Origin of the sequence: Sphingomonas naphthae, from assembly GCF_028607085.1 — a bacterium.
Classification (GTDB): Bacteria; Pseudomonadota; Alphaproteobacteria; order Sphingomonadales; family Sphingomonadaceae; genus Sphingomonas_Q; species Sphingomonas_Q naphthae.
Map to the genome: position 1 here is coordinate 3,160,065 of NZ_CP117411.1, position 24,300 is coordinate 3,184,364.

Annotated in this window: 26 protein-coding genes; 14 read left to right on the forward strand and 12 right to left on the reverse strand. The window is 69.2% G+C overall.

Going from position 1 to position 24,300, the window contains the following annotated elements:
- Window positions 1-137 precede the first annotated feature (137 nt).
- Window positions 138-599, forward strand: coding sequence for a RidA family protein (locus PQ455_RS15260; protein WP_273691396.1), 462 nt, complete (start codon window positions 138-140; stop codon window positions 597-599).
- Window positions 600-603: 4 nt separating this feature from the next.
- Window positions 604-1,737 carry a GNAT family N-acetyltransferase gene (locus PQ455_RS15265; protein ID WP_273686953.1) on the forward strand — a complete coding sequence of 378 codons (1,134 nt, stop codon included), beginning with the start codon at window positions 604-606 and terminating at the stop codon, window positions 1,735-1,737.
- Between the two features lie 87 nt (window positions 1,738-1,824).
- On the opposite strand, the gene PQ455_RS15270 is transcribed toward PQ455_RS15265, so the two are convergent.
- Both PQ455_RS15270 and PQ455_RS15275 read right to left on the reverse strand, forming a co-directional pair.
- Window positions 1,825-2,484, reverse strand: coding sequence for a COQ9 family protein (locus PQ455_RS15270; RefSeq protein WP_273686954.1), 660 nt, complete (start codon window positions 2,482-2,484; stop codon window positions 1,825-1,827).
- A gap of 27 nt (window positions 2,485-2,511) precedes the next feature.
- Window positions 2,512-3,441 (reverse strand): DMT family transporter, encoded by a 930-nt coding sequence (locus PQ455_RS15275; protein ID WP_273686955.1) that lies wholly within the window; start codon window positions 3,439-3,441, stop codon window positions 2,512-2,514.
- An 82-nt stretch (window positions 3,442-3,523) separates the two neighbouring features.
- Here PQ455_RS15275 and PQ455_RS15280 point away from each other — a divergent pair, with 82 nt between their 5' ends.
- Together PQ455_RS15280 and PQ455_RS15285 are read left to right on the forward strand one after the other, a co-directional pair.
- Window positions 3,524-4,597, forward strand: coding sequence for an alkene reductase (locus tag PQ455_RS15280; protein WP_273686956.1), 1,074 nt, complete (start codon window positions 3,524-3,526; stop codon window positions 4,595-4,597).
- A 45-nt stretch (window positions 4,598-4,642) separates the two neighbouring features.
- On the forward strand, window positions 4,643-4,936 hold the full coding sequence (locus PQ455_RS15285; RefSeq protein ID WP_273686957.1) for a hypothetical protein: 294 nt from the start codon (window positions 4,643-4,645) through the stop codon (window positions 4,934-4,936).
- A 108-nt stretch (window positions 4,937-5,044) separates the two neighbouring features.
- Here the strand turns inward: PQ455_RS15285 and hisN are convergent, their stop codons facing one another.
- Window positions 5,045-5,815: a histidinol-phosphatase gene (gene hisN, locus PQ455_RS15290; protein ID WP_273686958.1), complete on the reverse strand. Its 771-nt coding sequence runs from the start codon at window positions 5,813-5,815 to the stop codon at window positions 5,045-5,047.
- Window position 5,816: 1 nt separating this feature from the next.
- Window positions 5,817-6,752, reverse strand: coding sequence for a ribose-phosphate pyrophosphokinase (locus PQ455_RS15295; RefSeq protein ID WP_273686959.1), 936 nt, complete (start codon window positions 6,750-6,752; stop codon window positions 5,817-5,819).
- A 125-nt stretch (window positions 6,753-6,877) separates the two neighbouring features.
- On the opposite strand from PQ455_RS15295, the gene PQ455_RS15300 reads away from it, so the two are divergent.
- The 7 genes from PQ455_RS15300 to ribH all read left to right on the forward strand — a co-directional run bounded on the left by PQ455_RS15300 (window position 6,878) and on the right by ribH (window position 12,578).
- Window positions 6,878-7,387 (forward strand): DUF2306 domain-containing protein, encoded by a 510-nt coding sequence (locus tag PQ455_RS15300; protein ID WP_273686960.1) that lies wholly within the window; start codon window positions 6,878-6,880, stop codon window positions 7,385-7,387.
- A 162-nt stretch (window positions 7,388-7,549) separates the two neighbouring features.
- Complete coding sequence (locus tag PQ455_RS15305; RefSeq protein ID WP_273686961.1) at window positions 7,550-8,890, forward strand: glutamate--tRNA ligase; 1,341 nt, start codon at window positions 7,550-7,552, stop codon at window positions 8,888-8,890.
- A gap of 170 nt (window positions 8,891-9,060) precedes the next feature.
- Window positions 9,061-9,381, forward strand: coding sequence for a hypothetical protein (locus PQ455_RS15310; protein WP_273686962.1), 321 nt, complete (start codon window positions 9,061-9,063; stop codon window positions 9,379-9,381).
- 35 nt (window positions 9,382-9,416) lie between these two features.
- The gene (gene ribD / locus PQ455_RS15315) at window positions 9,417-10,382 is read left to right on the forward strand and encodes a bifunctional diaminohydroxyphosphoribosylaminopyrimidine deaminase/5-amino-6-(5-phosphoribosylamino)uracil reductase RibD (protein ID WP_273686963.1); all 966 of its coding nucleotides are present in this window, start codon (window positions 9,417-9,419) and stop codon (window positions 10,380-10,382) included.
- A 9-nt stretch (window positions 10,383-10,391) separates the two neighbouring features.
- Complete coding sequence (locus PQ455_RS15320) at window positions 10,392-11,003, forward strand: riboflavin synthase (RefSeq protein WP_273686964.1); 612 nt, start codon at window positions 10,392-10,394, stop codon at window positions 11,001-11,003.
- Entirely contained in the window at window positions 10,993-12,159 is a 1,167-nt protein-coding gene (gene ribB, locus PQ455_RS15325; protein WP_273686965.1) for a 3,4-dihydroxy-2-butanone-4-phosphate synthase, read from the forward strand. Before PQ455_RS15320 ends, ribB begins: the two co-directional genes overlap by 11 nt.
- Window positions 12,159-12,578: a 6,7-dimethyl-8-ribityllumazine synthase gene (gene ribH / locus PQ455_RS15330; RefSeq protein ID WP_273686966.1), complete on the forward strand. Its 420-nt coding sequence runs from the start codon at window positions 12,159-12,161 to the stop codon at window positions 12,576-12,578. The genes ribB and ribH overlap by 1 nt, the downstream gene beginning before the upstream one ends.
- Before the next feature lie 679 nt (window positions 12,579-13,257).
- Here ribH and PQ455_RS15335 read toward each other — a convergent pair.
- From PQ455_RS15335 to PQ455_RS15345, 3 genes are all read right to left on the reverse strand, one after another.
- Window positions 13,258-14,172: a 50S ribosomal protein L11 methyltransferase gene (locus PQ455_RS15335; protein ID WP_273686967.1), complete on the reverse strand. Its 915-nt coding sequence runs from the start codon at window positions 14,170-14,172 to the stop codon at window positions 13,258-13,260.
- A complete protein-coding gene (locus PQ455_RS15340; protein ID WP_273686968.1) occupies window positions 14,162-14,872 on the reverse strand; it encodes an SDR family NAD(P)-dependent oxidoreductase in 711 nt (236 codons plus the stop codon). The genes PQ455_RS15335 and PQ455_RS15340 overlap by 11 nt, the downstream gene beginning before the upstream one ends.
- 205 nt (window positions 14,873-15,077) lie before the next feature.
- The gene (locus PQ455_RS15345) at window positions 15,078-16,448 is read right to left on the reverse strand and encodes a methyl-accepting chemotaxis protein (protein ID WP_273686969.1); all 1,371 of its coding nucleotides are present in this window, start codon (window positions 16,446-16,448) and stop codon (window positions 15,078-15,080) included.
- Window positions 16,449-16,596: 148 nt separating this feature from the next.
- Here PQ455_RS15345 and sdhC point away from each other — a divergent pair, with 148 nt between their 5' ends.
- The 3 genes from sdhC to sdhA are packed head-to-tail and all read left to right on the forward strand — an operon-like array spanning window position 16,597 to window position 19,246.
- The gene (sdhC, locus tag PQ455_RS15350; RefSeq protein WP_273686970.1) at window positions 16,597-17,037 is read left to right on the forward strand and encodes a succinate dehydrogenase, cytochrome b556 subunit; all 441 of its coding nucleotides are present in this window, start codon (window positions 16,597-16,599) and stop codon (window positions 17,035-17,037) included.
- Window positions 17,037-17,444, forward strand: coding sequence for a succinate dehydrogenase, hydrophobic membrane anchor protein (sdhD, locus tag PQ455_RS15355; RefSeq protein WP_273686971.1), 408 nt, complete (start codon window positions 17,037-17,039; stop codon window positions 17,442-17,444). Before sdhC ends, sdhD begins: the two co-directional genes overlap by 1 nt.
- Window positions 17,444-19,246, forward strand: coding sequence for a succinate dehydrogenase flavoprotein subunit (gene sdhA, locus PQ455_RS15360; RefSeq protein WP_273686972.1), 1,803 nt, complete (start codon window positions 17,444-17,446; stop codon window positions 19,244-19,246). The genes sdhD and sdhA overlap by 1 nt, the downstream gene beginning before the upstream one ends.
- Before the next feature lie 54 nt (window positions 19,247-19,300).
- Here the strand turns inward: sdhA and PQ455_RS15365 are convergent, their stop codons facing one another.
- From PQ455_RS15365 to PQ455_RS15385, 5 genes are read right to left on the reverse strand one after another with little or no spacing between them, the layout of a single operon-like run.
- A complete protein-coding gene (locus PQ455_RS15365) occupies window positions 19,301-20,701 on the reverse strand; it encodes an efflux transporter outer membrane subunit (protein WP_273686973.1) in 1,401 nt (466 codons plus the stop codon).
- 5 nt (window positions 20,702-20,706) lie between these two features.
- On the reverse strand, window positions 20,707-21,579 hold the full coding sequence (locus tag PQ455_RS15370; RefSeq protein ID WP_273686974.1) for an efflux RND transporter periplasmic adaptor subunit: 873 nt from the start codon (window positions 21,577-21,579) through the stop codon (window positions 20,707-20,709).
- Complete coding sequence (locus tag PQ455_RS15375; RefSeq protein WP_273686975.1) at window positions 21,576-21,791, reverse strand: DUF1656 domain-containing protein; 216 nt, start codon at window positions 21,789-21,791, stop codon at window positions 21,576-21,578. The genes PQ455_RS15370 and PQ455_RS15375 overlap by 4 nt, the downstream gene beginning before the upstream one ends.
- Window positions 21,788-23,830, reverse strand: coding sequence for an FUSC family protein (locus PQ455_RS15380; protein ID WP_273686976.1), 2,043 nt, complete (start codon window positions 23,828-23,830; stop codon window positions 21,788-21,790). Before PQ455_RS15380 ends, PQ455_RS15375 begins: the two co-directional genes overlap by 4 nt.
- Window positions 23,827-24,276, reverse strand: a complete 450-nt coding sequence (locus PQ455_RS15385; RefSeq protein ID WP_273686977.1) for a MarR family winged helix-turn-helix transcriptional regulator — start codon at window positions 24,274-24,276, stop codon at window positions 23,827-23,829. Before PQ455_RS15385 ends, PQ455_RS15380 begins: the two co-directional genes overlap by 4 nt.
- Window positions 24,277-24,300 lie beyond the last annotated feature (24 nt).

Genomic DNA, 24,300 nt, shown 5'->3' on the forward strand with positions numbered 1-24,300 from the left:
TTCGTCCTGAGCGAAGTCGAAGGACGTGCCCCAACCGGTATCGTCCAGTCGCACGTCCTTCGACTTCGCTCAGGACGAACGGTGTGTTTCGGTCCTTCAGCCTTGACGGTTCGGCCCCCCGCCCCGACATGGGCGGCATGACGATCGACGCCACACTCGCCGAACTCGGCCACGTCCTCCCGCAAGCCGCCGCCCCCGTCGCCGCCTACGTGCCGACGGTGGAAGTGGGCGGGCTGCTCCACGTTTCAGGCCAGCTGCCCTTCCTCGACGGCGCGCTGATGACCGGCCGTGTCGGCGAGGATCGCGACGAGGATTATGGCCGGCTCGCGGCCGAGCGGTGCGGGCTGATGATATTGGCCCAGGCGAAGGCGGCGCTGGGCTCGCTCGACCGGATCGAGCGGGTGGTGAAGCTGGGCGTTTTCGTCAATTCGGCGGGCGCCTTCACCGGCCAGCCCAAGATCGCCAACGGCGCGTCGGAGCTGATGGTCGCGGTGTTCGGCGAGGCGGGCAAGCATGCCCGCTCGGCGGTCGGCGTGCCGGTGCTGCCGCTGGGCGCGGTGGTCGAGATCGACGCCATTCTCGCCGTGCGGCCTGCCTGATCGCATGCCGGGCGAGCTGATCGCCCGCGTCGCCGATGGCGTGAGCGGGTTCGATCCGGCCGAGTGGGACGCGTGCGCCGGGGCGGACAATCCGTTTCTCAGCCACGCCTTCATGTGCATTATGGAGGAATCCGGCAGCGTCGGCGGGCGCAGCGGCTGGCAGCCGCTGCCGATCGCGATCGACGGCGCCGACGGCCGACTCGCCGGCGTCGTGCCGGCCTATGCCAAGAGCCACAGCCAGGGCGAATATGTATTCGACCATGGCTGGGCCGACGCGTGGGAGCGGGCCGGCGGGCAATATTATCCCAAGCTCCAGATCGCGGTGCCCTTCACCCCCGTGCCGGGGCCGCGCCTGCTGTGCCGCGATCCGGCCGTCGCCCCGGCGCTGATCGCCGCCGTCGAGGCGCTGACGACGCAGAACGATCTGTCCTCCGCGCACGCGACGTTCGTGGCGCCCGATCAGGTGGCGCTGTTCGAGGCGGCCGGCTGGCTGATCCGCGCCGATCGCCAGTTCCACTGGCACAATGACGATTATGGCTGTTTCGACGATTTCCTCGGGCAGCTCGCCAGCCGCAAGCGCAAGGCGATCCGCAAGGAGCGCGCCGCCGCGCAGGCCGGGCTGGAGATCGTGCATCTGTCCGGCGCGTCGCTGACCGAAGCGCATTGGGACGCCTTCTGGCATTTCTATCAGGATACCGGCGCGCGCAAATGGGGCCGGCCCTATCTGACGCGCGCCTTCTTCTCGCTGCTGGGCGAGCGGATGGCGGATCGGGTGCTGCTGGTGCTGGCGCTGCGCGACGGCGTGCCGATCGCGGGGGCGCTCAACCTGATCGGCGGGGACGCGCTCTACGGCCGTTATTGGGGGGCGGTGGAGGAGGTGCCCTTCCTCCATTTCGAGCTGTGCTATTATCAGGCGATCGACGCGGCGATCGCGCGGGGGTTGAAGACCGTCGAGGCGGGGGCGCAGGGCGAGCATAAGCTCGCGCGGGGGTATCGGCCGACCGAGACATGGTCGGCGCATTTCATTCCCAACCCCAGCTTTCGGAAAGCGGTGGCGGGTTTCCTCGCGCACGAGCGGTTGGAGGTGGAGGCGACGATCGCGGCGCTGGACGAGATGGCGCCGTTCCGCCGGGGGTGAACCCTGTTATTTCGTCATTGCGAGCGTAGCGAAGCAATCCAGCGGCAGAACCTGGATTGCTTCGCTACGCTCGCAATGACGAAGGGGTCAGGCCGGCGGATACCGCAGCCGCCCCAGAAACCGCACCGGGCTGAAATGATTGTCCGGGTCGGGCTTCAGCTTGGCCTTCAGTTTCTCGAAGCGCATCACTCCTTCGATCCGCCGGTCGAGGAAGGCGGCGGTGTCGGCGAGGTTCTCGCTCTCGTCGTCGAGCAGGGCGAGTAGGGTCGAGGCGTAGACGCCCGTCAGGGTCAGGCGCTTGGTGTACCAGGCGAAATCGGTCGAGCGGTCGCCCGCCAGCCGCCACATCGCGTCGGCCGCGCGCCAGCCGAGCTTGCTGCCGAGCGCGAGGTTGGTGGGGAAAGCGAGGATGGCGAGCGCGCGGCGCAGCGCCTCGCGGTGGGGCGCCACCGCCGCGATCCGCACCCACACGAGCGACCGGATCCGCTCGCGCACCTTCATCGCCGCGATGCGATCGGGCGGGAAGGCGGCGGCCATCGCCTCGTCGACGCTGGCGAACCACGCGTCGATCATCTGGCCGGCGCCCTCGGGGAAAGCGATGCGGGCGCGTTCGGGCGGCACGCCCAGTTCTATGGCGGCGGCGTCGAGCGCGGGCGGCGCCCAGCCGTCGAAGGTGGCGTGGCCCGGCAGCAGGGGGCCGAGCGCGGCGCGCAATTCGGGCAGGGTCATGTCGAGCGGTTCGATCATGGCGCCTAGATGGCCCCCGCCGGGCGATCAGGCAAGCGCGCGCTCTTCCGGCGGCGGCGCGCGACGGACGAGAATGAGGGCGACGCACAGCGCCAGCCCGCCGAGATAATCGGGCAGCGCCAGCCGCTCGCCGTAGAATAGGCCGCCGACGGCCGCCAGGATCACCGGCTGGAGCAGCAGGCTCAATCCCACCACCAACGGCGGCAGATGGCCGACCGCGAAGGCGAGCAGGCCCTGGCCGATCACCTGGCTGGTCAGCGCCATCACCACCAGCGGCCACCACGGCCCGGTCGGCCAGATCGGATCGCCCATGAAGAGCGCGAAGGCCAGCATCGGCAGGATGCCCGAGACGGTCATCGCGAACAGCATCGGCACCGGGCCCAGCCGCCCGCGCACCCGATCGATCACGATCAGATAGACGGTGTAGAACAGCCCCGCGCCGATCGCGAGCAGATCGCCGATCAGGTTGCGTGGCGACAGTTCGGCCGATCGCCCCAGCAGCAGGCCGGTGCCGACCATGGCCAGCACGAAGCCCACCGCCTGCCCGCCGCGCGGCAGGCTGCGCGCGACGAGGAAGCCGTAGATCGGGAAGGTGAAGGCGGCCATGTTGCCGAACAGCGCGGCATTGCCGAGCCGGGTGTGGAGGATCGCGACATGCCAGCACGCCAGATCGGCCGCGAAGAACAGCCCGCCCGTCGTCAGCAGCAACAGCCCGTGGCGGCCGAGCGCCACCACCTCGCGCGTGCCGCGCCCGCCCATCAACGCCAGCAAGGGCGCGGCCAGCGCCAGCCGCCACAGGCCCGAGGCCGCCGGGCCGACGCCCGATTCGCTGCCCGCCAGCCGCACCAGCAACGGCCCGCAGCACAGGCAGATGTTCGACAGGATCGCGGCGGGCAGCGCGAACCGCGCCCAGCGCTGACCTGCCGACGCGCCATCAGAACGGATTTGCGGCGGCATGGTTTTTCTTTGAAACCCTTCGCCTCGTCGTGAGGCAGGGTCGCCCCTATCTCGCTTCGCAAGGCAAAACGAGGAATTTGGCATGACGACGCTGTTCGATCCGATCCAGCTGGGCGCGATTTCCGCCGCGAACCGCATCCTGATGGCGCCGCTCACCCGCGCGCGCGCCGATCGCGAGGCCGTGCCGACGCCGATCATGGCCGAATATTATGGCCAGCGGGCGAGCGCCGGGCTCATCATCAGCGAGGCGACCGGGATCAGCCGCCTCGGCCTCGGCTGGCCCAACGCGCCCGGCCTGTGGAATGCCGCCCAGGTCGAGGGGTGGAAGCCGGTGACCGAGGCGGTGCATGCCAAGGGCGGCAAGATCGTCGCCCAGCTCTGGCACATGGGCCGGATCGGCCACACAAGCGTCAACGGCGAACTGCCGGTCTCGGCCAGCGCGATCGCGGCGCCCGGCGAGGCGCATACCTATGACGGCAAGAAGCCCTATGAGGTGCCGCGCGCGCTCGACATCGCCGAAATCCCCGCCTTGCTCGACGATTATGCCCGCGCGGCCGAGAATGCGCTGGCGGCCGGGTTCGATGGCGTCCAGATCCATGCCGCCAACGGCTATCTGATCGATCAATTCCTGCGCGATGGATCCAACAAGCGCACCGACCGCTACGGTGGCCCGATCGAGAACCGCCTGCGCCTGCTCGACGAGGTGACCCGCGCCGTGGTGGGCGCGGCGGGCGCCGACCGCACCGCCATCCGCCTCTCGCCCAACGGCGCGGTGCAGGGCGTGGACGACAGCGATCAGGAGGCGACCTTCACGGCGGCGGCCCGGCTGCTCGACGGCTACGCCCTCGCCTTCCTCGAACTGCGCGATCCCCGGCCGGGCAGCAGCTTCCGCGACAGCGATCGCCGCCCGGTCGCGCCGCTGATCCGCAAGGTCTATGCCGGGCCGCTGGTGGTCAATTCGGACTATGACGCGGTCTCGGGGCAGGCGGCGCTCGATTCGGGCGTGGCGGATGCGGTCACCTTCGGCCGCACCTTCCTCGCCAATCCCGATCTGCCGCACCGCTTCGCCAACGGCCTGTCGCTCAACACGATCGATCCAAAGACGCTCTATTCGGGCGGGCCGGAAGGCTATACCGACTATCCGGTCGCCGCCTGACCGGGGTTTACGCTTTCTTGGGGGCTATCGTGCGACGGTGCCCCCATGCAGGCGACCGATCCGAGGGAATGGCCGAGACTGGCCGAACGCGACGTCGCCGCGATCCGCCTGTCGATCTGCCGCGAACTGCTCGGCGTGCTGGCCGAACAGGGCGGAAGCGCCGGCGCGGCCGACTTCGGCGAGGTCGACGCCTTCCTCTCGGGCTGGACCGGCGAGGACGTGCGCGCGGACCCGGCGGCTTTCTGCCGCGAGGCGATCCGGCTGCTCAGCCTGATGCTGGCGCATGTCGACGCGGCGGGGTTCGAGGCGATGCGCGGGGTGCGGATCGGGCTGGAGTAAGTCCGCTCCCCTACCGTTCGTCCTGAGCGAAGTCGAAGGACGTGCGACTGGATGACACCGCTTGGGGCACGTCCTTCGACTTCGCTCAGGACGAACGGGGTATAAGGGTCAGGCCCCAGCCAGGATCGCCACCGCCTCGTCGATCAGCGCGGGGTCGCCCGCCGCCAGCACGCGGCCGTCGCTGTCGGCGCCGAGCGGCCGGCCGTGCCAGTCGCTCATCCGCCCACCCGCGCCCTCGACGATCGGCACCAGCGCCGCGAAATCGTACAATTTCAGCCAGGATTCACAGACGAGGTCCAGGTGGCCCGAGGCGACCAGCCCGTAATTGTGGCAGTCGCCGCCCCACAGAGTGTCGCGCGCCGCCCGGCGCAGCGCCTCGAAGCGGGGCAGATCGAGTTCGTCGAACAGATAAGGCCCGGTCGTCGCCAGATGCGCCCGCGCCACGCTCGCGCAGCGGCGGCCGTGGGCGGGCCGGCCGTTGAGGGTGGTGGGCTGGCCTTTCGCGCCCAGCCAGCGGTCGCCCGCGATCGGCTGGTCGATCACCCCCAGCACCGGCGTGCCGGCCTCCATCAGCGCGATGAGCGTGCCGAACAGGGGGCGGCCGGCGATGAAGGCACGGGTGCCGTCGATCGGGTCGAGCACCCAGACCCGCTGGGCATCGCCGCGCTCGATGCCATATTCCTCGCCGATGATGCCGTCGCCCGGCCGCTCGGCGTTGAGGATCGCGCGCATCGCCGCTTCGGAGGCACGATCGGCCTGGGTGACGGGTGAATCGTCGGGCTTCGTCTCGAGCGTGAAGCGCGCGCGGAAGAAGGGGCGGATCGCGGCGCCGGCGGCCTCGGCCAGTTTCTCGGCGAGGGCGGTGTCGGCGGCGTCCATCTCAGTCGAACAGGCTGGAGACGGAGCTTTCGTCGGCGATGCGGCGGATCGCCTCGGCCAGCAGCGGGGCGATGGTCAGCTGGCGCACCTTGGCGGCGTCGCGCACCGCCGGGGTCGCCTCCAGCGAATCGGTGATGACCAGTTCCGACAGCGCCGATCCCTCGACCCGCGCCACCGCGCCGCCCGACAGCACGCCATGGCTGACATAAGCGACGACATCCTCGGCGCCCGCCTCGCGCAGCGCGGCGGCGGCGTTGCACAGCGTACCGGCCGAATCGACGATATCGTCGATCAGAATGCAGAAGCGGCCCGAAACGTCGCCGATGATGTTCATCACCTCGGATTCGCCCGCCCGCTCGCGCCGCTTGTCGACGATCGCCAGCGGTGCGTTGTTGAGCCGCTTGGAAAGGGCGCGGGCACGCACCACGCCGCCCACGTCGGGCGAGACGACCATGAGGTTCCTGCCGCCGAAGCGGGCGTGGATGTCGGCCGACATCACCGGCGCGGCATAGAGATTGTCGGTCGGGATATCGAAGAAGCCCTGGATCTGCCCGGCATGCAGATCGACCGACAGGACCCGATCGGCGCCGGCGGCGGTAATCATGTTGGCGACCAGCTTGGCCGAGATCGGCGTGCGCGGCCCCGGCTTCCGATCCTGCCGGGCATAGCCGAAATAGGGCACCACGGCGGTGATCCGCTTGGCCGAGGCGCGGCGCAGCGCATCGATGCAGATCAGCAATTCCATGAGATTGTCGTTGGCCGGATAGCCGGTCGACTGGAGGACGAACACATCCTCGCCCCGGACATTCTCGTTGATCTCGACGAACACTTCCTCGTCGGCGAAGCGGCGGACCGAGGCGTCGGTCAGCGGCACCTCCAGATAGCCGGCGATGGCGCGCGCCAGCGGCAGATTGGCGTTGCCCGTGAGAAGTTTCATCGTGTCTCCCCGACTCCCGATGGCCGCGCTCCCTAGCGGGCGATCGCCCCGGAGGCGAGGGGTGATTGCGCTTGCGTGACAGCCGGCGCATCATGGCGACACATTTCTCCGGGGGGAGCAAGCACTTGGCCACCGCGCCGATATCGTCACCGATGCACGTCGGCTGGTTCCAGAAGGCGCTGGGCGCGCTCGCGCTGCTGCTGGCGGCGATGCTGGTGATCGCGATCGCGCGGCGGGCGGGCGGGCCGGGCCTGCCGGTGGCGCAAATGCCCTGGTGGCTGATCGTCCACATGCTCACAGTGATCCCCGCGCTGCCGCTCGGCGCGTATCTGCTGCTGCGCCCCAAGGGCACGTCGCGCCACCGGCTGCTCGGCAAGATCTGGTCGGGGCTGATGGTGGTGACGGCGGTGGCGAGCTTCGGCACTTTGCTGCCGAGCGCGGGCGGCTATCTGTCATGGCTCCACATCTTTTCCGCCATCACGCTGGTGGGCGTACCGCGCCTGATCTGGACGGCGCGCCACCACAAGGTGCGCGAGCATCGCGCAACGGTGACGCGGGTCTATGCCGGGCTGGTGGGCGCGGGGCTGTTCGTGTTCCTGCCGTATCGGGTGCTCGGCGGCTGGCTGTTCGGATGATCGAAATTCCTCCCCTGCAAGGGGAGGGGGACAATCGCGGAGCGATGGTGGAGGGGTGACCCGCCCTCGATAGCGCGATACCCCTCCGTCAGCCCTGCGGGCTGCCACCTCCCCTTGCAGGGGAGGATTTGTTTTGCTGCTGAACGCGCCTAAACGCCCGGCATGTCAGGAACCGTCACCCGCTTCGCCCCTTCGCCGACCGGCCGGCTGCATGTCGGCAACATCCGCCTCGCGCTCCACAACTGGCTGCTGGCGAAGCAGGCGGGCGGGCGCTTCCTGCTGCGGCTCGACGATACCGATGGTGAGCGATCGACCGAGGCGTTCGCCGACGCGATCGTCGCCGATCTGGCGTGGCTGGGGCTGCAGGCGGACGGCACGGTGCGCCAGTCGGATCGCTTCGGGCTGTACGAGGCCGAGTTCGCGCGGCTGAAGGCGGCGGGGCGGGTCTATCCCTGTTACGAGAGCCCGCAGGAGCTGGACCTCAAGCGCAAGATCGCCGCCGGGCGTGGCCTGCCGCTGATCTACGATCGTGCGGCGCTGGCGCTGAGCGACGACGACCGAGCCCGGCTGGAGGCCGAGGGCCATGCCCCCCACTGGCGCTTCCTGCTCGACCGCGACGAGCCCATCGCCTGGGCGGACGGCATCCGGGGCGAACAGAGGTTCGATCCCGCCAACCTCTCCGATCCGGTGATCCGCCGCGCCGACGGCAGCTGGCTCTACCTGTTGCCGAGCGTGATCGACGATATGGCGATGGGCGTCACCCATGTGCTGCGCGGCGAGGATCATGTGTCGAACACGGCGGCGCAGCTCCAGATGTTCTCCGCGCTGGGCGGCGCCGCGCCGGTGTTCGCGCATGAGGCATTGCTGGTAGGGCGCGAGGGCAAGCTTTCCAAGCGGCTGGGCGCGATGGGGGCGGATGCGTTCCGCGAAATGGGGATCGAGCCGATCGCGCTGAAGGCGCTGCTGGCGCGGCTCGGCACCAGCGATCCGGTCGAGCCGGTGTGGGACGATGGCACGCTGGTCACGGGCTTCGATCTCGCCCGCTTCGGCCGCGCGCCGGCCCGCTTCGACGAGGGCGAACTGGCCCAGCTCAACGCCCGCACCATCCACGGCTTGGCCTTCGTCGCCGTCGCCCCGCGCCTGCCGCTCGGCATGAGCGCGGAGGCGTGGGAGGCGGTGCGCGGCAACATCGAGAAGGTCGAGGATGCCGCCGGCTGGTGGCGGGTGATCGAGGGGCAGATGGCCGAGCCCGACCTGTCGGTGGAGGACCGCGCCTTTGCGGCGGGTGCGGCCGAGGTGCTGGCCGGTTTGGAATGGGGGCCGGGCGCGTGGAAGGCGCTGACGGCGGCGCTGAAGGAGACGAGCGGACGGAGCGGCAAGGCGCTGTTCCTGCCGCTCAGGCTGGCGCTGACGGGGTTGGCGCACGGGCCGGACATGGGCGCGCTGCTGCCGCTGATCGGGCGAGACGCGGCGATCCTGCGGCTGCGGGGGGTGGCCGTCTAAGCCATCCAAATATGATCCCGTTCGTCCTGAGCGAAGTTGAAGGACGTGCGACCGGACGACACCGCTTGGGGCACGTGCTTCGACTTCGCTCAGCACGAACGGATGTGGGTGCGATGCGGAGTCCCAGCTCAACCCTAGCGCCCACCCCCTGCAAGGCTTATCTAGCGCGCATGGCCCTTCCCCCTCTCTCGCGCCCGTCGACGGTGATCGCCGACCTGAAGCAATTCTTCGCGGGCGAGCATCGGCACAAGCTGCTGGTGGCGGCCGGGGCGATCCTGATGCCGGCGCTGATCGTCGTGATGTTCATCAAGGACGGGAACAGCGGGATACTCTCCACCCGCCGCACCATCACCTATATCCAGAGCTGGCCGGCGACCCGCACCGACGCCGAAATCATCGCCCAGCAGAAGATCGACCAGAAGATCCGCGAGCAGCAGCAGGCCGAAAAGCGCGCCGCCTATCAGCGCCTCGCCAAGCGGCTGGGGATCTGACCGGCGCACGGCCCGGCGCGGCCGATGGCGGCTGGATGGCGGTCGCCACCGCGCTGGCGTCGCGCGGGCGGGGGCGGACGGCGCCCAATCCCAATGTCGGCTGCGTGATCGTACAGGATGGCCGCGTGATCGGGCGCGGCTGGACCCAGCCGGGCGGGCGCCCCCATGCCGAGGCGATGGCGCTGGATCAGGCCGGCGAGGCCGCGCGCGGCGCCACCGCTTATGTCACCCTGGAGCCCTGCGCCCACCAGTCGCTGCGCGGCCCCGCCTGCGCCGATCTGCTCGCCGAAGCCGGGGTCGCGCGGGTCGTCGCGGCGCTGCGCGATCCCGATCCGCGCACCGATGGCGAGGGCTTCGCCCGATTGCGCGCGCATGGCCTGACCGTCGATGTCGGCACGGGCGCGGAGGAGGCACGGCGGGCGATGGCGGGCTTCCTCACCCGCCGCGCGTTCGGCCGGCCGCATGTGACGCTCAAGCTCGGCCTGTCGCTCGACGGCAAGATCGCACTGGCGAACGGGAGCAGCCGCTGGATCACCGGCGCCCCGGCGCGCGCCCATGCCCATCTCGAGCGCGCCCGCGCCGATGCCATCCTCGTCGGGCGCGGCACGTTCGCGGCCGACGCGCCGAAGCTCGACGTGCGGCTGCGCGGGCTGGAGGAACGGGCGCCGCGCCGCTTCATCCTCGCCTCCACCAAGCCGCAGATCGAGGAGACCGGCTGGAGCTGGCTCCCTGCGCCCAATCTGATCGGCAAGCTCGTCGGCGTCGATCATCTGCTGATCGAGGGCGGCGCGGGGGTGGCGGCGAGCTTCCTGCGCGACGATCTGGTCGATCGGCTTTTGCTCTATCGCGCGCCGATCGTCATCGGCGGGGATGGGCTGCCCGGTATCGGCGATCTCGGCATCGGCGCCTTGCTGGATACGCACGGCCGCTGGGCGCTGCACGACGCGCGAATGCTTGGCATGGACCGGCTGGAAGTCTACGAGCGCCGCCGGAAGGGCTGAGGACCAACTATGTTCACGGGCATCATCACCGACGTCGGCACGATCCGCCAAGTCGAGCGACGCGGCGACCTGCACGTCACCATCGCCTGTTCGGCCGCGACCGCCGATGCCGATCTCGGCGCGTCGATCGCCTGTTCGGGCGTGTGCCTCACCGTCGTCGATCGCGGGCCGGGCTGGTTCGCGGTGGACATCTCGGCCGAGAGCGTCTCGCGCACGGCCGGCGCCCTGTGGGCCGAGGGCGCGCGCCTCAATCTGGAGCGCGCGCTGAAGGTGGGCGATGAACTCGGCGGCCATATCGTGACCGGCCATGTCGACGGCGTCGGCACGATCGTCGGCGTGGCGCCGGTTGGTGACAGCTGGAAGGTGGACATCGCCGCCCCCGCGTCGCTCAGCGCCTATCTCGCCCCCAAGGGTTCGATCACCGTCGACGGCGTGTCGCTGACCGTGAACGCGGTGGACGACAAGCCCGATGGCGGCACCGTCTTTTCGCTCAACATCATCCCCCACACCGCCGACGTCACCACGCTCGACGCGCTCGAGCCCGGCCGCGCGGTCAATCTCGAGATCGACGTGCTGGCGCGTTACCTCGGCCGCATGGAGCAGCTTTGTCATGTCCGCTGAACAGAAGGCCGCGCTCGGCCGCATCCGCCACGGCTTCCTTTCTTCGCCGGAAGAGATGATCGACGAGGCGCGCAACGGCCGCATGTTCATCCTGGTGGACGACGAGGACCGCGAGAATGAGGGCGACCTCATCATCCCCGCGCAGATGGCGACACCCGACGCGATCAACTTCATGGCCAAATATGGCCGGGGCCTGATCTGCCTGGCCATGGCCAAGCCGAGGGTCGAGCAGCTGGGTCTCGGTCTGATGAGCCGCAACAACGGCACCCGCCACGAGACCGCCTTCACCACCTCGATCGAGGCGCGCGATGGGGTCACCACCGGCATTTCGGCGGCCGACCGCGCCCGCACGATCGCGGTCGCGATCGACGCCGGCAAGGGGCCGGAGCATATCGTGACGCCGGGCCATGTTTTCCCGCTGGTCGCGCGCGATGGCGGCGTGCTGGTGCGCGCGGGCCATACCGAGGCGGCGGTGGATGTCGCGCGGCTGGCCGGGCTCAACCCTTCGGGCGTGATCTGCGAGATCATGAAGGATGATGGCACGATGGCACGGCTCGACGATCTCGTCGCCTTCGCCCAGCTCCACGGCCTCAAGATCGGTACCATCCGCGATCTGATCGCCTATCGGCGCCGCCACGACCATCTCGTCGAGAAGCGCGCCGAGGTGAAGTTCCAGAGCAAGTGGGGCGGCGAGTGGACCGCCATGACCTTCTACAACAAGGCCACCGGCGACGAGCAGATGGCGCTGGTGAAGGGCCGCATCGATCCCGCCAGGCCCACGCTCGTCCGCATGCACACCATGTCGATGCTGGTGGACGTGCTGGGCGAGGATTCGGACCGGTCGGGCATGCTGTCGCGTTCGATGGAGATGATCGCGGCCGAGGGCACGGGCGCCATCGTCGTCATCAACCGATCGATGAAGGGTTCGATGCTCCGCCAGATCGCGCTGCGCGCCGAGGGCAGGGACGTGGGCACCGCCGACGTCGAGGAATTGCGCGATTATGGCGTCGGCGCGCAGATTCTGACCGAGCTGGGCGTGCAGGACATGGTGCTGCTCACCAACACCCACCACACGCTCGTGGGCCTCGAGGGCTATGGCCTGTCGATCGTCGGCGAGCGCGCGATCGAGGGCATCGGCCCGGAGGAGAATGACTGATGGCCAAGTTCCTGATCGTCGAGGCGCGCTTCTACGACCATCTCAACGACCTGCTGATCGCGGGCGCGAAGGCCGCGATCGAGGATGCGGGGCATAGCTGCGAGGTGGTGACGGTGCCGGGCGCGCTGGAAATCCCCGGCGCGGTGGCGATGGCGGCGGAAACCGGCCGCTACGACGGCTTCGTCGCGATCGGCGTGGTGATCCGGGGCGAGACCTATCATTTCGAGATCGTGGCGGGCGAAAGCGCGCGCGGCCTGATGGCGCTGTCGATGGACGGCGTGCCCTTGGGCAACGGCATCCTGACGGTGGAGAATGAGGCGCAGGCGCTGGTGCGTGCCAAGCCGACCGAGAAGGACAAGGGCGGCGAGGCGGCCAAGGCGGCGATCGCGATGCTGGAACTGAAGAGCCGCTTCGGCTGATCCCGCACACCCGACCTTATGCTCCGGCGAAGGCCGGAGCCCAGGGTTACGGGGCGGGACGTCGATACGGGCGGGCGGCTGGAATTGGTGGGGAGCGGACAGAGTCGGATTAGCAGGGGCCATGCCAGTAAACGCTATGGCCTAGCTCCGACCAACACTCCACAAGCATGGACAGGTTTTGTTTGTCGGTGGCAAATCCATATCCCCAGCCTCCGTCAAAGTATGGCTTCATCGTAATGTCCACCATACCTCCCATGACAGTCACTGAATAGGGCTTGAGACTTGCAATTACCGGGGGCCACTTATCCTTCGGAATGTCGACGAAGTATGATGCGGCACCTACCGGATGGCTCATCATTAAACGCTGGGACTCTGCTGCAACAGCTTTCAATCTGGCCTGATCGTGCGTCGGGTGCGGGAAAGAAGCGTATATTGCGACCGCTATCAAGCTCGCAATGGGGACCGCTATCTGTAAGAACCCCCGCAATTTGGCTTCTCCACCGCCATGAGTTTGTCAGCACCCTTCCGACAATCGAGCTTAAAGCGGCATCCTATGTCCGCAAGTGGGGCGATAGCCGTCATGCCGGACTTGGTCCGGCATCCACAGCATCCCGCAGGATCAGGCCGATGCGCAAGCGGTGCCGTGGATGCCGGAACACGTCCGGCATGATGGGTGGGGTTATTTCCTCAATCGCAATGTCGGCCAGTCGCCCCGCGTGTTGCGGTCCACCGGGGTGAGGCCCTGCGCGACATAGGCCGCCGTCACAGCCTCCGCCTGCGTATCCAGCAGCCCCGCCAGCACGATCGAGCCGCCCGGCGCCAGCGCGCCGGCCAGATCGGGCGCCAGATCGATCAGCGGCCCGGCGAGGATGTTGGCGATGACGAGGTCGTAGGGCGCCGCCGCCTGCAGGGCCGGATCGTCGAGGCCGGGGGCTGTCACCAGCAGCATCGCATCGGCGGGGATGGCGTTGGCGGCCATGTTCTCCGCCGTCACGTCGATCGAGATCGGATCGATATCCGAGGCCGCATAACGCGCATCGGGCCAGAGCGCGCGGGCGGCGAAGGCGAGGAGGCCGGTGCCGGTGCCGACATCGATCACCCGATCGAAGCGGAGGCCCTCTCCCGCCATGCGATCGAGCATTTCCAGGCAGCCCGTCGTGGTCTCGTGATGGCCGGTGCCGAAAGCGCGGCCCGCCTCGATATGGAAGGTGACGGCGCCGTCGGGCGCGGTGCCGGCGTGGGCGGCGGTGTGGACGTAGAAGCGGCCGGCGCGGATCGGCTCGAGGAAGGCCTGGCTCAGCGTCACCCAATCCTGATCCTCGACCGGCTCGGGCGCGGCGGCGATGGCGGCGGCGCTCGGCACCAGCGACCGGACCAGCGCCAAGGCGTCGGCCTCCGGCTCGCCCTCGAAGTAAGCGTCCAGCTGCCAGTCGTCGGGGCGATCGGGATCGGGCTCGCTCGTCATCAGGACGGGCGGGTTGTCCAATATCTCGATCTCGGGCACCTCGCCCGCCAGCCGCTCGGCCTCGGCCTTGGTGCAGGGCAGGGTCAGCTTCCAGCTCTGCGGCGCCTGGGTCTTCCATTCAGCGGACATAAGAGGCTCCGTTCACGTCGATCGCGGCTCCGGTCATGGAGGGCGGGGCCTCCAGCGCGAGGAAGCGCACCGTCGTCGCCACTTCCTCCGGGCTCGCCACCCGACCGAGCGGGATGTCGGCGAGCAATTTGTCGCCGCCGCGCGCCGCGAGATAATCGTCAGCCATGCCGGTCAGGGTGAAGCCGGGGCAGACCGCGAAGGCCAATATGCCCTGCCCCGCATAGCCGCGCGCGATCGACTTGGTCATGCCCATCATCCCCGCCTTGGAGGCGGCATAATGCCAGTGCGCCGGCGAATCGCCGCGATAGGCGGCGCGGCTGGCGACGTTGACGATCCGGCCGCCCTCCCCCCGCGCCTGAAAGTGCAGCACCGCGCGGCGGCACAATTCGGCCGAGGCGGTGAGGTTGACCTGCATCGTCCGCGCCCAGCTGGCCGACCAGTCGGCGTCCGCCCCGTCGAGCGGCGCGGCCTCGAAGATGCCGGCGTTGTTGACGAGGATATCGATCCGCCCGTCGAGCGCGTCGAGCGCCGTATCCCACAAAGCGGCGGGGGCGGCGGGATCGGTGAAGTCGGACGCGATCTGGCCGTCTCCGCCGGCGGTGGACTGGCCGACGAGGCGGACATCGTCCCGATCGAAGGCGGCATGGATGGCGGCGCCGATGCCGCGGCTGGTGCCGGTGGCGAGGATATGGAGGGTCATCCCCGCGCCGTTACGGGTTTCGGTCGGGCGGGGGAAGTGGTGGATGTCGGCTGGTCCGCCGCCCCGGCCGATGCAAAACCCCGGCCACTACGTCCAAACGTGGGGCGATGATTAATATATAGCCCCAACGACCTGATGCTCAAGGTCGCATGTCGTCAGGCAGATGAGCGGTTTTTGTTTGATCCGGTTTTCGCCGGATCAGCTGTTACGCCGCGATCTTGCTCACGAATTCGCCGGTGATCGTCTCCAGCTCGCCGAGCTTGGAATTGACCTGCGCGAAGCCAGAGTCGAGCCGGTCGATCTCCCCCGCGACGCCGACCGTGTCGGATCGGATCGCGGCGATGGTGGTGGACATCGAATCGGCGGCCAGCGCGGTCTCGTCGACGGCGGCAGTGATGGCGGTCACGGTTTGCGCCTGGATCTCCATGGCCTCGCGGATGCGCTGGGCGGCGGTCTGCACCTCGCCCACCGTGTCGCGGATATTGCCGTTGGCGTCGACCGTCTGGCGGGTGGCCGCCTGGATCGCGGAAATCTTGGCGGCGATGTCGTCGGTGGCGCGCGCGGTCTGGTTGGCGAGGCTCTTCACCTCCTGCGCGACGACCGCGAAGCCCCGGCCGGCGTCGCCCGCGCGCGCCGCCTCGATCGTGGCGTTGAGCGCCAGCAGATTGGTCTGGCCGGCGATGTCGCGGATGAGGCCGAGGATCGATTCGATCGCCAGCGCGTGACCGGACAGCACGCCCGACACGGTGACGGCCTGCGCCGACTGGCCGGCGGCGCGCGTCGCGATATCGGCGGCGACCTCGACCTGGCCGCGCGCTTCCTCGATCGCACGGATCAGGCCGGCGGCGGTCTGGGCGGCTTCCCGCATGGCGACCGCCGATTGCTCGGCGGCGGCCGCGACTTCGCTGGTCTTGTCGAGCATGCCGCGCGCGGCGGCGGCGGTGGTGACGGTCTGGTGACGCAGGTCGCCCGCGTCCGCCACCGTGTGGCGCAGCGTGCCGAGCATCGTGTCGCGGAAGGCGTCACCCGCGTCGATGCGCGCGGTGGCGGCGTTGTGGCGATCGATCGCCGCCCATTGCGCACCCATGATCTCGATCTCGATGCAGGTCAGCCGCTGCGCCGTCTCGATCGAGGCGCGCAGGCCCGCCGGATCGGCGGCCAGCGCGGTGTGGAAGGCCGCCACAAGCGCGCCGCCATGGCGCGACACGAGATCGATGATCCGCAGCGGCGGGATGCCGAGGCGGTGGGCCGTGCGCGCCATCCGCGCCACCCGGTCGATCCAGGCGGCGTCGATCGGCGTGGTATAGCTCTGCCGCGTGCCGGAAACCGACGAGGCGACATAGGCCTCGCGCTGGGCGGGCGAGACGGCGTGACCATAGGTTTCGGCCAGATCGGCCATCTTCGGCCAATATTCGTGCGCCACCGACAGCAGGGTGACCGAGGCGCGATCCCAGTGCGCGGCCAGCTCGCCGCGCAGATGATCGCCCGGATTATAGACGGTGAGTCGCTGGGCCACCTCGTCCGGCGACAGGCCGGCGATCCCGTCGGCGCCGACAGCCATGCCCAGATCGATCATTCCCGCATCTCCCGATATTCGTCGGAGCGATCGATAGGCGGGGAAGGTAAACAGACCGTTAGCCCCGATGCGTGCGGTGCAGCAGAATGGTTGCGCGCACGGCATATCCGGCTAAAGGACCATCCTGCCTTGGATCTGGGGAGACATCATGGCGCGCAATCCGGGTCGGCCGCTTTCGCCGCACCTCACCATCTGGAAATGGGGGCCGGCCATGCTGGTTTCCATCCTGCACCGTGCGACCGGCACGGCGCTGGCGATCGGCGGCGGTATCATCTTCGTGTGGTGGCTCGCGGCCGCCGCCGGCGGCCCTGAATCCTACGCGACCTTCTCGCACTGGATCTACCATGCCGACCGCATGCGCGTGACGGCGGACCTCGCCACTTTGGTCAACGTGCTGGCGCGCCTCGCCGCGATCGCCTTCACCTGGGCCTTCTTCCAGCACATGTTCTCGGGGCTCCGCCATTTCGTGCTGGATACGGGCGCCGGCTATGAGCTGAAGACCAACAAGACCTGGTCGATCGCCACCATCATCGGTTCGGTGGTGGTGACGGTGGCGCTGCTGCCGATCATCCTGAAGGGGGTCATCTGATGGGTAACGGCACCGGCATCGGCCGCGTTCGCGGCCTCGGCTCGGCCAAGCATGGCGCGTCCCACTGGTGGCGCCAGCGGCTGACGGCGGGCGGCAACCTGCTGCTCGTCACCTGGTTCGTCTTCTCGCTGTTCCGCCTGCCGCTGGTCGATCCGGCGACGGGCGCGCTCAGCCACAAGGTGATCGTGGAGTGGCTGTCCTCGCCCTACGTGGCGGTGGCGCTGCTACTGATGACGATCAACGTCTTCGCGCACCTCAAGATGGGCCTCCAGGTGTTCATCGAGGATTACACGCATGACCAGAGCCGCATCGCCGCGCTCGTCGTGCTGACGCTCTATTCGGTGGCGGCCGGTGCGCTCGCCGTCTTCTCGATCCTCAAGATCGCTTTCGGGGGAGTTCCGGCGTAATGGCCGAGGCCTACAAGATCATCGACCATCTGTATGACGCAGTGGTCGTGGGTGCCGGCGGCTCCGGCCTGCGCGCGACGATGGGCTGCGCCGAGAAGGGCCTCAAGACGGCCTGCATCACCAAGGTGTTCCCCACCCGCAGCCACACCGTGGCCGCGCAGGGCGGCATCGCCGCGAGCCTTGGCAACAATTCGCCGGATCACTGGACCTGGCACATGTTCGATACCGTCAAGGGTTCGGACTGGCTCGGCGACCAGGACGCGATCGAATATATGGTGCGCGAGGCGCCGGCGGCCGTGATCGAGCTGGAACAGGCGGGCATGCCGTTCAGCCGCAACAACAACGGCACGATCTACCAGCGCCCCTTTGGCGGCCACATGCAGAATATGGGCGCCGGCCCGCCCGTGCAGCGCACCTGCGCCGCCGCCGACCGCACCGGCCACGCCATGCTCCACGCGCTCTATCAGCAGAGCCTGAAGTATGACGCCGACTTCTACGTCGAATATTTCGCGCTCGACCTCATCATGGAGGGCGGCGAGTGCAAGGGCGTGATCGCGCTGTGCATGGAAGACGGCACGATCCACCGCTTCCGTTCGCACGCCGTCGTGCTGGCGACGGGCGGCTCGGGCCGCACCTATTTCTCCGCCACCTCGGCCCATACCTGCACCGGCGACGGCGGCGGCATGGTGCTGCGTGCGGGCCTGCCGCTTCAGGACATGGAGTTCGTCCAGTTCCACCCCACCGGCATCTACGGCGCGGGCGTCCTCATCACCGAGGGTGCACGCGGCGAGGGCGGCTATCTCACCAATTCGGAAGGGGAGCGCTTCATGGAGCGCTACGCCCCGTCCGCCAAGGATCTGGCGTCGCGCGACGTGGTCGCCCGTTCGATGGCGGCCGAGATGCGCGAAGGCCGCGGCGTCGGCGAGCATGGCGATTACATCTACCTGCACCTCGATCATATCGATCCCAAGGTGCTGGCCGAGCGCCTGCCCGGCATCACCGAGACCGGCAAGATCTTCGCCGGCGTCGATCTGACCCGCCAGCCGCTGCCCGTCACGCCCACCGTCCATTACAATATGGGCGGCGTGCCGTGTAACTATCATGGCGAGGTCGTCACCCTGAAGGATGGCAACCCGGACACCGTCGTCCCCGGCCTGTTCGCCGTGGGCGAAGCGGCCTGCGTGTCGGTCCATGGCGCCAACCGCCTGGGCTCCAATTCGCTGATCGATCTGGTGGTGTTCGGCCGCGCGACCGGCTTCCGCATCGCGGAACTCGTCAAGCCGATGAGCAAGCACGGCCCGGTCGTGACCGAAGCCGACGACAAGGCGCTCGGCCGGCTCGACCATTATCGCAATGCCAAGGGCGCCACGCCCACCGCGCAGATCCGCCTCGACATGCAGCGCACCATGCAGAAGCATTGCGCGGTGTTCCGCGACACGGCGCTGCTGCGCGAGGGCCAGGCGAAGATCGACGTCACCTATTCGACCTTGCAGGATGTCGGCGTCACCGATCGCTCGATGATCTGGAACACCGATCTGGTCGAGACGCTCGAGCTGGACAACATGCTGCCGCAGGCGGTGGTGACGATGCATTCGGCCGCCAACCGCAAGGAAAGCCGCGGCGCCCACATGCACGAGGACTTCCCCAATCGCGACGACGCGAACTGGATGAAGCACACCATCTCGTGGTTCGGCGGCACGCAGGGCAAGGGCGGCCAGGTCACCCTCGATTACCGCCCGGTGCACGATTACACGCTCACCGACGAGGCGGAGTACATCAAGCCGAAGGCGCGCGTTTACTAAGCGCCGCGCTCAGGCTGGAGACCCGATCCCCCGCTCCCACCGGAGCGGGGGATTTTATTGCCAACCCCCGCCCAGTGCCAGGAAGATGGCGATCTGGTCATCCACCAATTGCGCCTGCGCCGCCGCATTGGCCGCCTCGGCGCTCGCCAAGGTCCGCTGCGCATCGAGCAGCGACAGGAAATCGCCCCGGCCGAAGCGGAACAATTGCTGCGCCTGTCGCGCCGACAGCGAGGTGCTGTCGCGCGCCTTGGCCAATGCCCCGGCGCTGTCGCGATCGCGCGCATAGACTTCCAGCGACGTCTCCGTCTGGCGCAGCGCGCCCAGCACGACGCCGTCGAAATTCGCCAGATCGGCCGCGACCCGCGCGTCGGCCTGTTCGATCCGCGCCCGCACGACAGGCCGGTTGGGAAAGGACCAGCTGAGCAGCGGCCCGAGGCTGAAGCCGAAGGCGCTGGTCGATCCGGCATCGCGCAGCGCGCCCGTCAGCCCCAGCGATCCGCCGATGCTGACCTGCGGATAGAGATCGGCCGTCGCCACGCCGATCCGCGCCGTATCGCCCGCGATGGCGCGTTCGGCGGCGCGGATGTCGGGGCGGCGGCGGATCAATGCCGCGCCGTCGCCCACCGGTAGCGGCGCCGACAGCGCCGGCAGCACCGCGCAGGTGGCGACATCGCGCGGATATTCCGCCGGCGGCCGGCCCAGCAGGGTGGCGAGCAGGAACAGGGCAGTCTGCCGCCGCGCGACGAACACCGGGATCGTGGCTGCGCTCTGATCGACCGCCGCCTGCGCCCGGCTGACATCGAACGCCGTGCCGCGCCCGCCGGTCGCCAGCCGCCGGGTGGCATCCAGCGTGTCGCGCTGGAGCGCCACGATCCGCTGGTTCACCGCCAGCGCGTAATTGGCGCCGCATACGTCGGCATAGGCCTTGGCGGTGGCCGCCGCGACGCTGATCCGCACGGCGTCCCGCGCCGCCGTCACGGCCTCGCTGTCGGCCCGGGCCGCCTCGATCCCGCGCGCGATCTTGCCGCGCAGGTCGAGCGGATAGGAGGCGGCGAAGCCCAGATCATAGCCCACCACGCCGGGCAGATCGCCGCCCTTGCCCGAGGGCCGCGCGAGGCTGGCGCCGCCTTCCACCGTCGTCGTGAGCGCTCGGCCCGCCTGCGCCTCGCGCACCACCGCATCGGCGCGGCGGAGGTTGGCGTCGGCCACGCGCAGATCGGTGTTGGCGCCCAGCGCCTCGCCGACCAGCGCGTCCAGCCGATCGTCGGCATAGAGGCGCCACCAGCGATCAGGCAGCGGCGCCTGTGTGAAGGCGTCGCCCCCCGCCGACACGAACGGCGCGGTCGCCGCCGGGCGGCTCGCGGCGCTGTCGGTGGGCGCATGATAATCCGGCCCGGCCGTGGCGCAGGCGGACAGCAGCAGGCTGGCGAGCAGCGGCGGGAGAAAGCGGCCCATCGCCCTCAGCCCTTCACCGGCTCGATCGTGACGGTCGCGGTGCGGCCCGCGATCAGGCGGATGTCGCGCGGCACCTGCAACAGTTTCACCCGCACCGGAATGCGTTGCGCCAGCCGCACCCACGAGAAGGTCGGCTCCACCGTGGGCAGCAGATTGCCCGAATCGCTGCGGCTGGAGTCGTTGATACCGGAGGCGATGCTCTCGACCCGCCCGCGCACGTCCTGCGCCTCGCCCATCAGCCGGATCAACACCGGCGCGCCGATCCGGATGCGCGGCAGCTTGGTTTCCTCGAAATAGCCCTCGACCCTGAGGCTGTCGCGGTCGATCAGCGCCATCGCCTGCGTCCCCGCGCCGACATAATCGCCCGGATGCAGATCGAGATTGGTGACGACCCCGTTGACCGAGGCCTTCACCTCCGTCCGCCGCAAATTGAGCCGGGCGGCGTCGCGCGCCACCATCGCCTGCGCCAGCGCGGCCTCAGCCGTCGCGACCCGCGCGACATTCTGCTCGTGCGCCTCGGCCGCGACCAGATCGCCCAGCGCCAGATCTCGCCGCGCCTCGCGCTGCGCCTGCCCGAGCGTGGCGCGCGCGCTGGCGATCTGCGCGTCGGCCTGCTCCAGCGCCAGCCGGTAGCGCGGTCGATCGATCACGAACAGCAGATCGCCCGCGCGGACGTTCTGATTGTCGTGGATCGCCACCGCCGTCACCAGCCCGCCGATATCCGGCGTCACGCGCACCACATCGGCGCGCACCCGCCCGTCGCGCGTCCACGGGCTGCGCTCATAGTGGGTCCACATCCAGATCGCGACGGCGAGCGCCACCGCGACGATCAGGATGGTCGCGGCGCTGCGGGTGAGAAGGGGGATCAGTTTCTTCATGGGGTGATACCAAAGAGGGGAAGCAGAAAGGCCAGCAGGCCCAGGATCAGGACGAACAGGCACAGATCGACGAGCGCCCGATAGGCGACGAAGCGATAGAGGCCGAAGGCGGCGAACAGCCGCACCACCACCGCCGTCAGCAGCGCGGCGGCGATGCCGAGCAACAGCAGGGTCGGCACGAAGACGCCACCGATCGAGACTTCGCCGATCATGCCGCGATGCTCCGATAGGCGGCTGCGCTTGGGAACAGATTTCGGCGCAGGCTGAGCAGCGCGAGCAGGCCGGTGCGGCGCGCGCCCGCATCGGGATGGCCGGCCAGCCGCGCCATCGCCGCGTCGATATGCGCGAGCAGGCCGATCGGCGCGGGCTTCGGCGCATCGGGATCGAGCCCGCCATAATAAGCCCCGACATCCTCCAGCAGATGCGTCACCGGCGCGCGATCGGCGGGCGGCAGATCGAGGCGGAGCTGGCGCAGCTCGCCGATCGCCACGCCCGACCGCATGTCGCGCAACGCGTCGTAGATCGGCCGCCCGCTATCCCGCCCGCGCGCGGCGAGGCGCGGTGCGAGCAGCGCCAGCCGGTCGAGCATCCGGTTGATCCAGCCTTGCAGATCGGGCGCCGCCATCACGTTGCTGCGCGCGGCGATATCGGCCCAGCCGGCGCGGATGATGCGGCGGATCGCGCCCTCCGCTCCGGCCGAGCCCAGCAGCCCCGCCATCACGATCGCGAACCACACGCCCACCAGCTGCGCGATCGCGGCATTGGTGAAGATGGCGAATTCGTCGAGATAGCGATCCGCCAGCAAGGCCGGGCTGCCGAGCCCCAGCATCGCCGCCAGCGCTATCAGATTGGTGCGCGGCATCGCCATCATCGTGCCGCCGATCAGCAGCATTGGCGCCATCGCCGCCGCCAGCATCGGAAAACCGTCGATCCGGGGCAGGATCACGAAGCCATAGAGCAGGCCGACCAGCGTCGCGATGCCGGTGCCGATCATGAAGCCCTTGAGCGGCAGCACCGGATCGTCGGTGGCCGAAAAGAGCGCGAGGAACACGCCGGCCAGCATCACCGAGGTCGAAAACTCCGCCGATCCGCTGCCGATCCACAGTGCGCAGCCGACGACGATCGTGATGAAGGCGCCGATCGCCCCGCGCAGCGCGCCAGCATAATCGCGATGCAACGGCCGGCCGCGCTGGCCTTCCAGCAGGGTCGCGACGCGCGGCGTCACCGGGCGGCGGCTGTGGCTCAGCATCTGATCCTTCAGGTCGCGGCAGTCGCGGTGCGCGGCGATCAGGCGCGACAGGCGCGCGAGCAGGCTGAGGCGCAGCATGGCGCGCCAGCCCATCGCCGTCGTATCCGGCTCCAGCGCCGTGCAGCGCGCGCGCAGCGCCTCGGCAGCGGCATGGCGCACCTCCGCATCGTCACCCGGATCGCCCAGCCAGTCGCGGACGTCGACGATCAGCGCCGCCAGTTCCGCCGGTAGCGGCCCTTCCTGACGCAAGGTGGCCAGCCGATCGTCGACCGCCGCGCCCAGCGGCAGCAACAGGGCGAGCTGATCCTGCAACGCGCGCACCGTCTGCACGCGCGGCGACAGGCGCGAAATGTCGAACGGCAGGTGGCTGGAAAGCTGATGCAGCTCCAGCACGTCCTGCGCCAGCCGCTGCCGCTCCGGCGCGATGGTGGGCGCCGGCACCTCGCCCAGCGAATCGCGCGACCAGCGTTCGGCATCGCGCAGGATCGTGGCGACGCGCGCGAACAGCAGGTCGGTCACACTGCCCGGCAGGATCAGGCTGTGGACCAGGCTGCCACAGGCGATGCCGATGATGATCTCCTGCGCGCGCAGCACGGCCACGGTGAAGATCTGGTCCGGCGTCTCGACGCTGGGGAATACGATCAGGCAGGCGCTATAGCCCGCCAGCACGAACATATAGGCGCGCGGGGTGCGATCGAGCAGCGAGACGAACACGCACAGCCCCAGCCACGAGGCCATCGCCAGGGTGAGCAGTTCGGGCGAATTGACGAGCGGCGGCACCATCAGCACCGCCATCGCCCCGCCGACGATCGTGCCGATCACGCGATAGACCGCCTTGGAGATCACCGCGCCCGCCAGCGGCTGCGCGACGATATAGGAGGTCAGGAACGCCCAATAGGGCCGCTCCAGCCCGATGCTGAGCGCCACGAACAGCGCCAGCATGGCCGCCACGAAGCATTTCAGGGAGAAAAGGGCGGGCGCCCAGCCAAAACGATCGGTCATGGCTGGATGCGGCGATCGGCGATCCGCTGCGTCACCGCGTCGCACAGGCGGAGCGTCGCCTCGATATCGGTGGAGGGCACGTCGGCGAGCAATTCCGCCCGCAGCGCCACGAACGCCGCCTCGATGCCCGCCGCCAGTTCATGCCCCTGCGCGGTCAGCACGAGGTGGTTGGCGCGGCGATCCTCGGGATCGGTCCGCCGCTCGACCATGCCGGTCGCTTCCAGCTGGTGCAGCGTGCGGACGAGCGACGGCTCGGTCACGCCGATTTCGCGCGCCAGATCGCTCTGCCGCGCACCCTGCCCCATGCGATCGAGGTGGACGAGGCACCAGCCGGTCGAATGCGACACGCCCAGCCGCGCCAGCGCCAGATCGGCCACCTGCTGCCACGCGCGCGACACGGGGTTCAACCGCCGCGCCAGTGTCCGTTCGAGATCCGCCCGAGTCATTTCCATTAGTTAGCACACTAATGG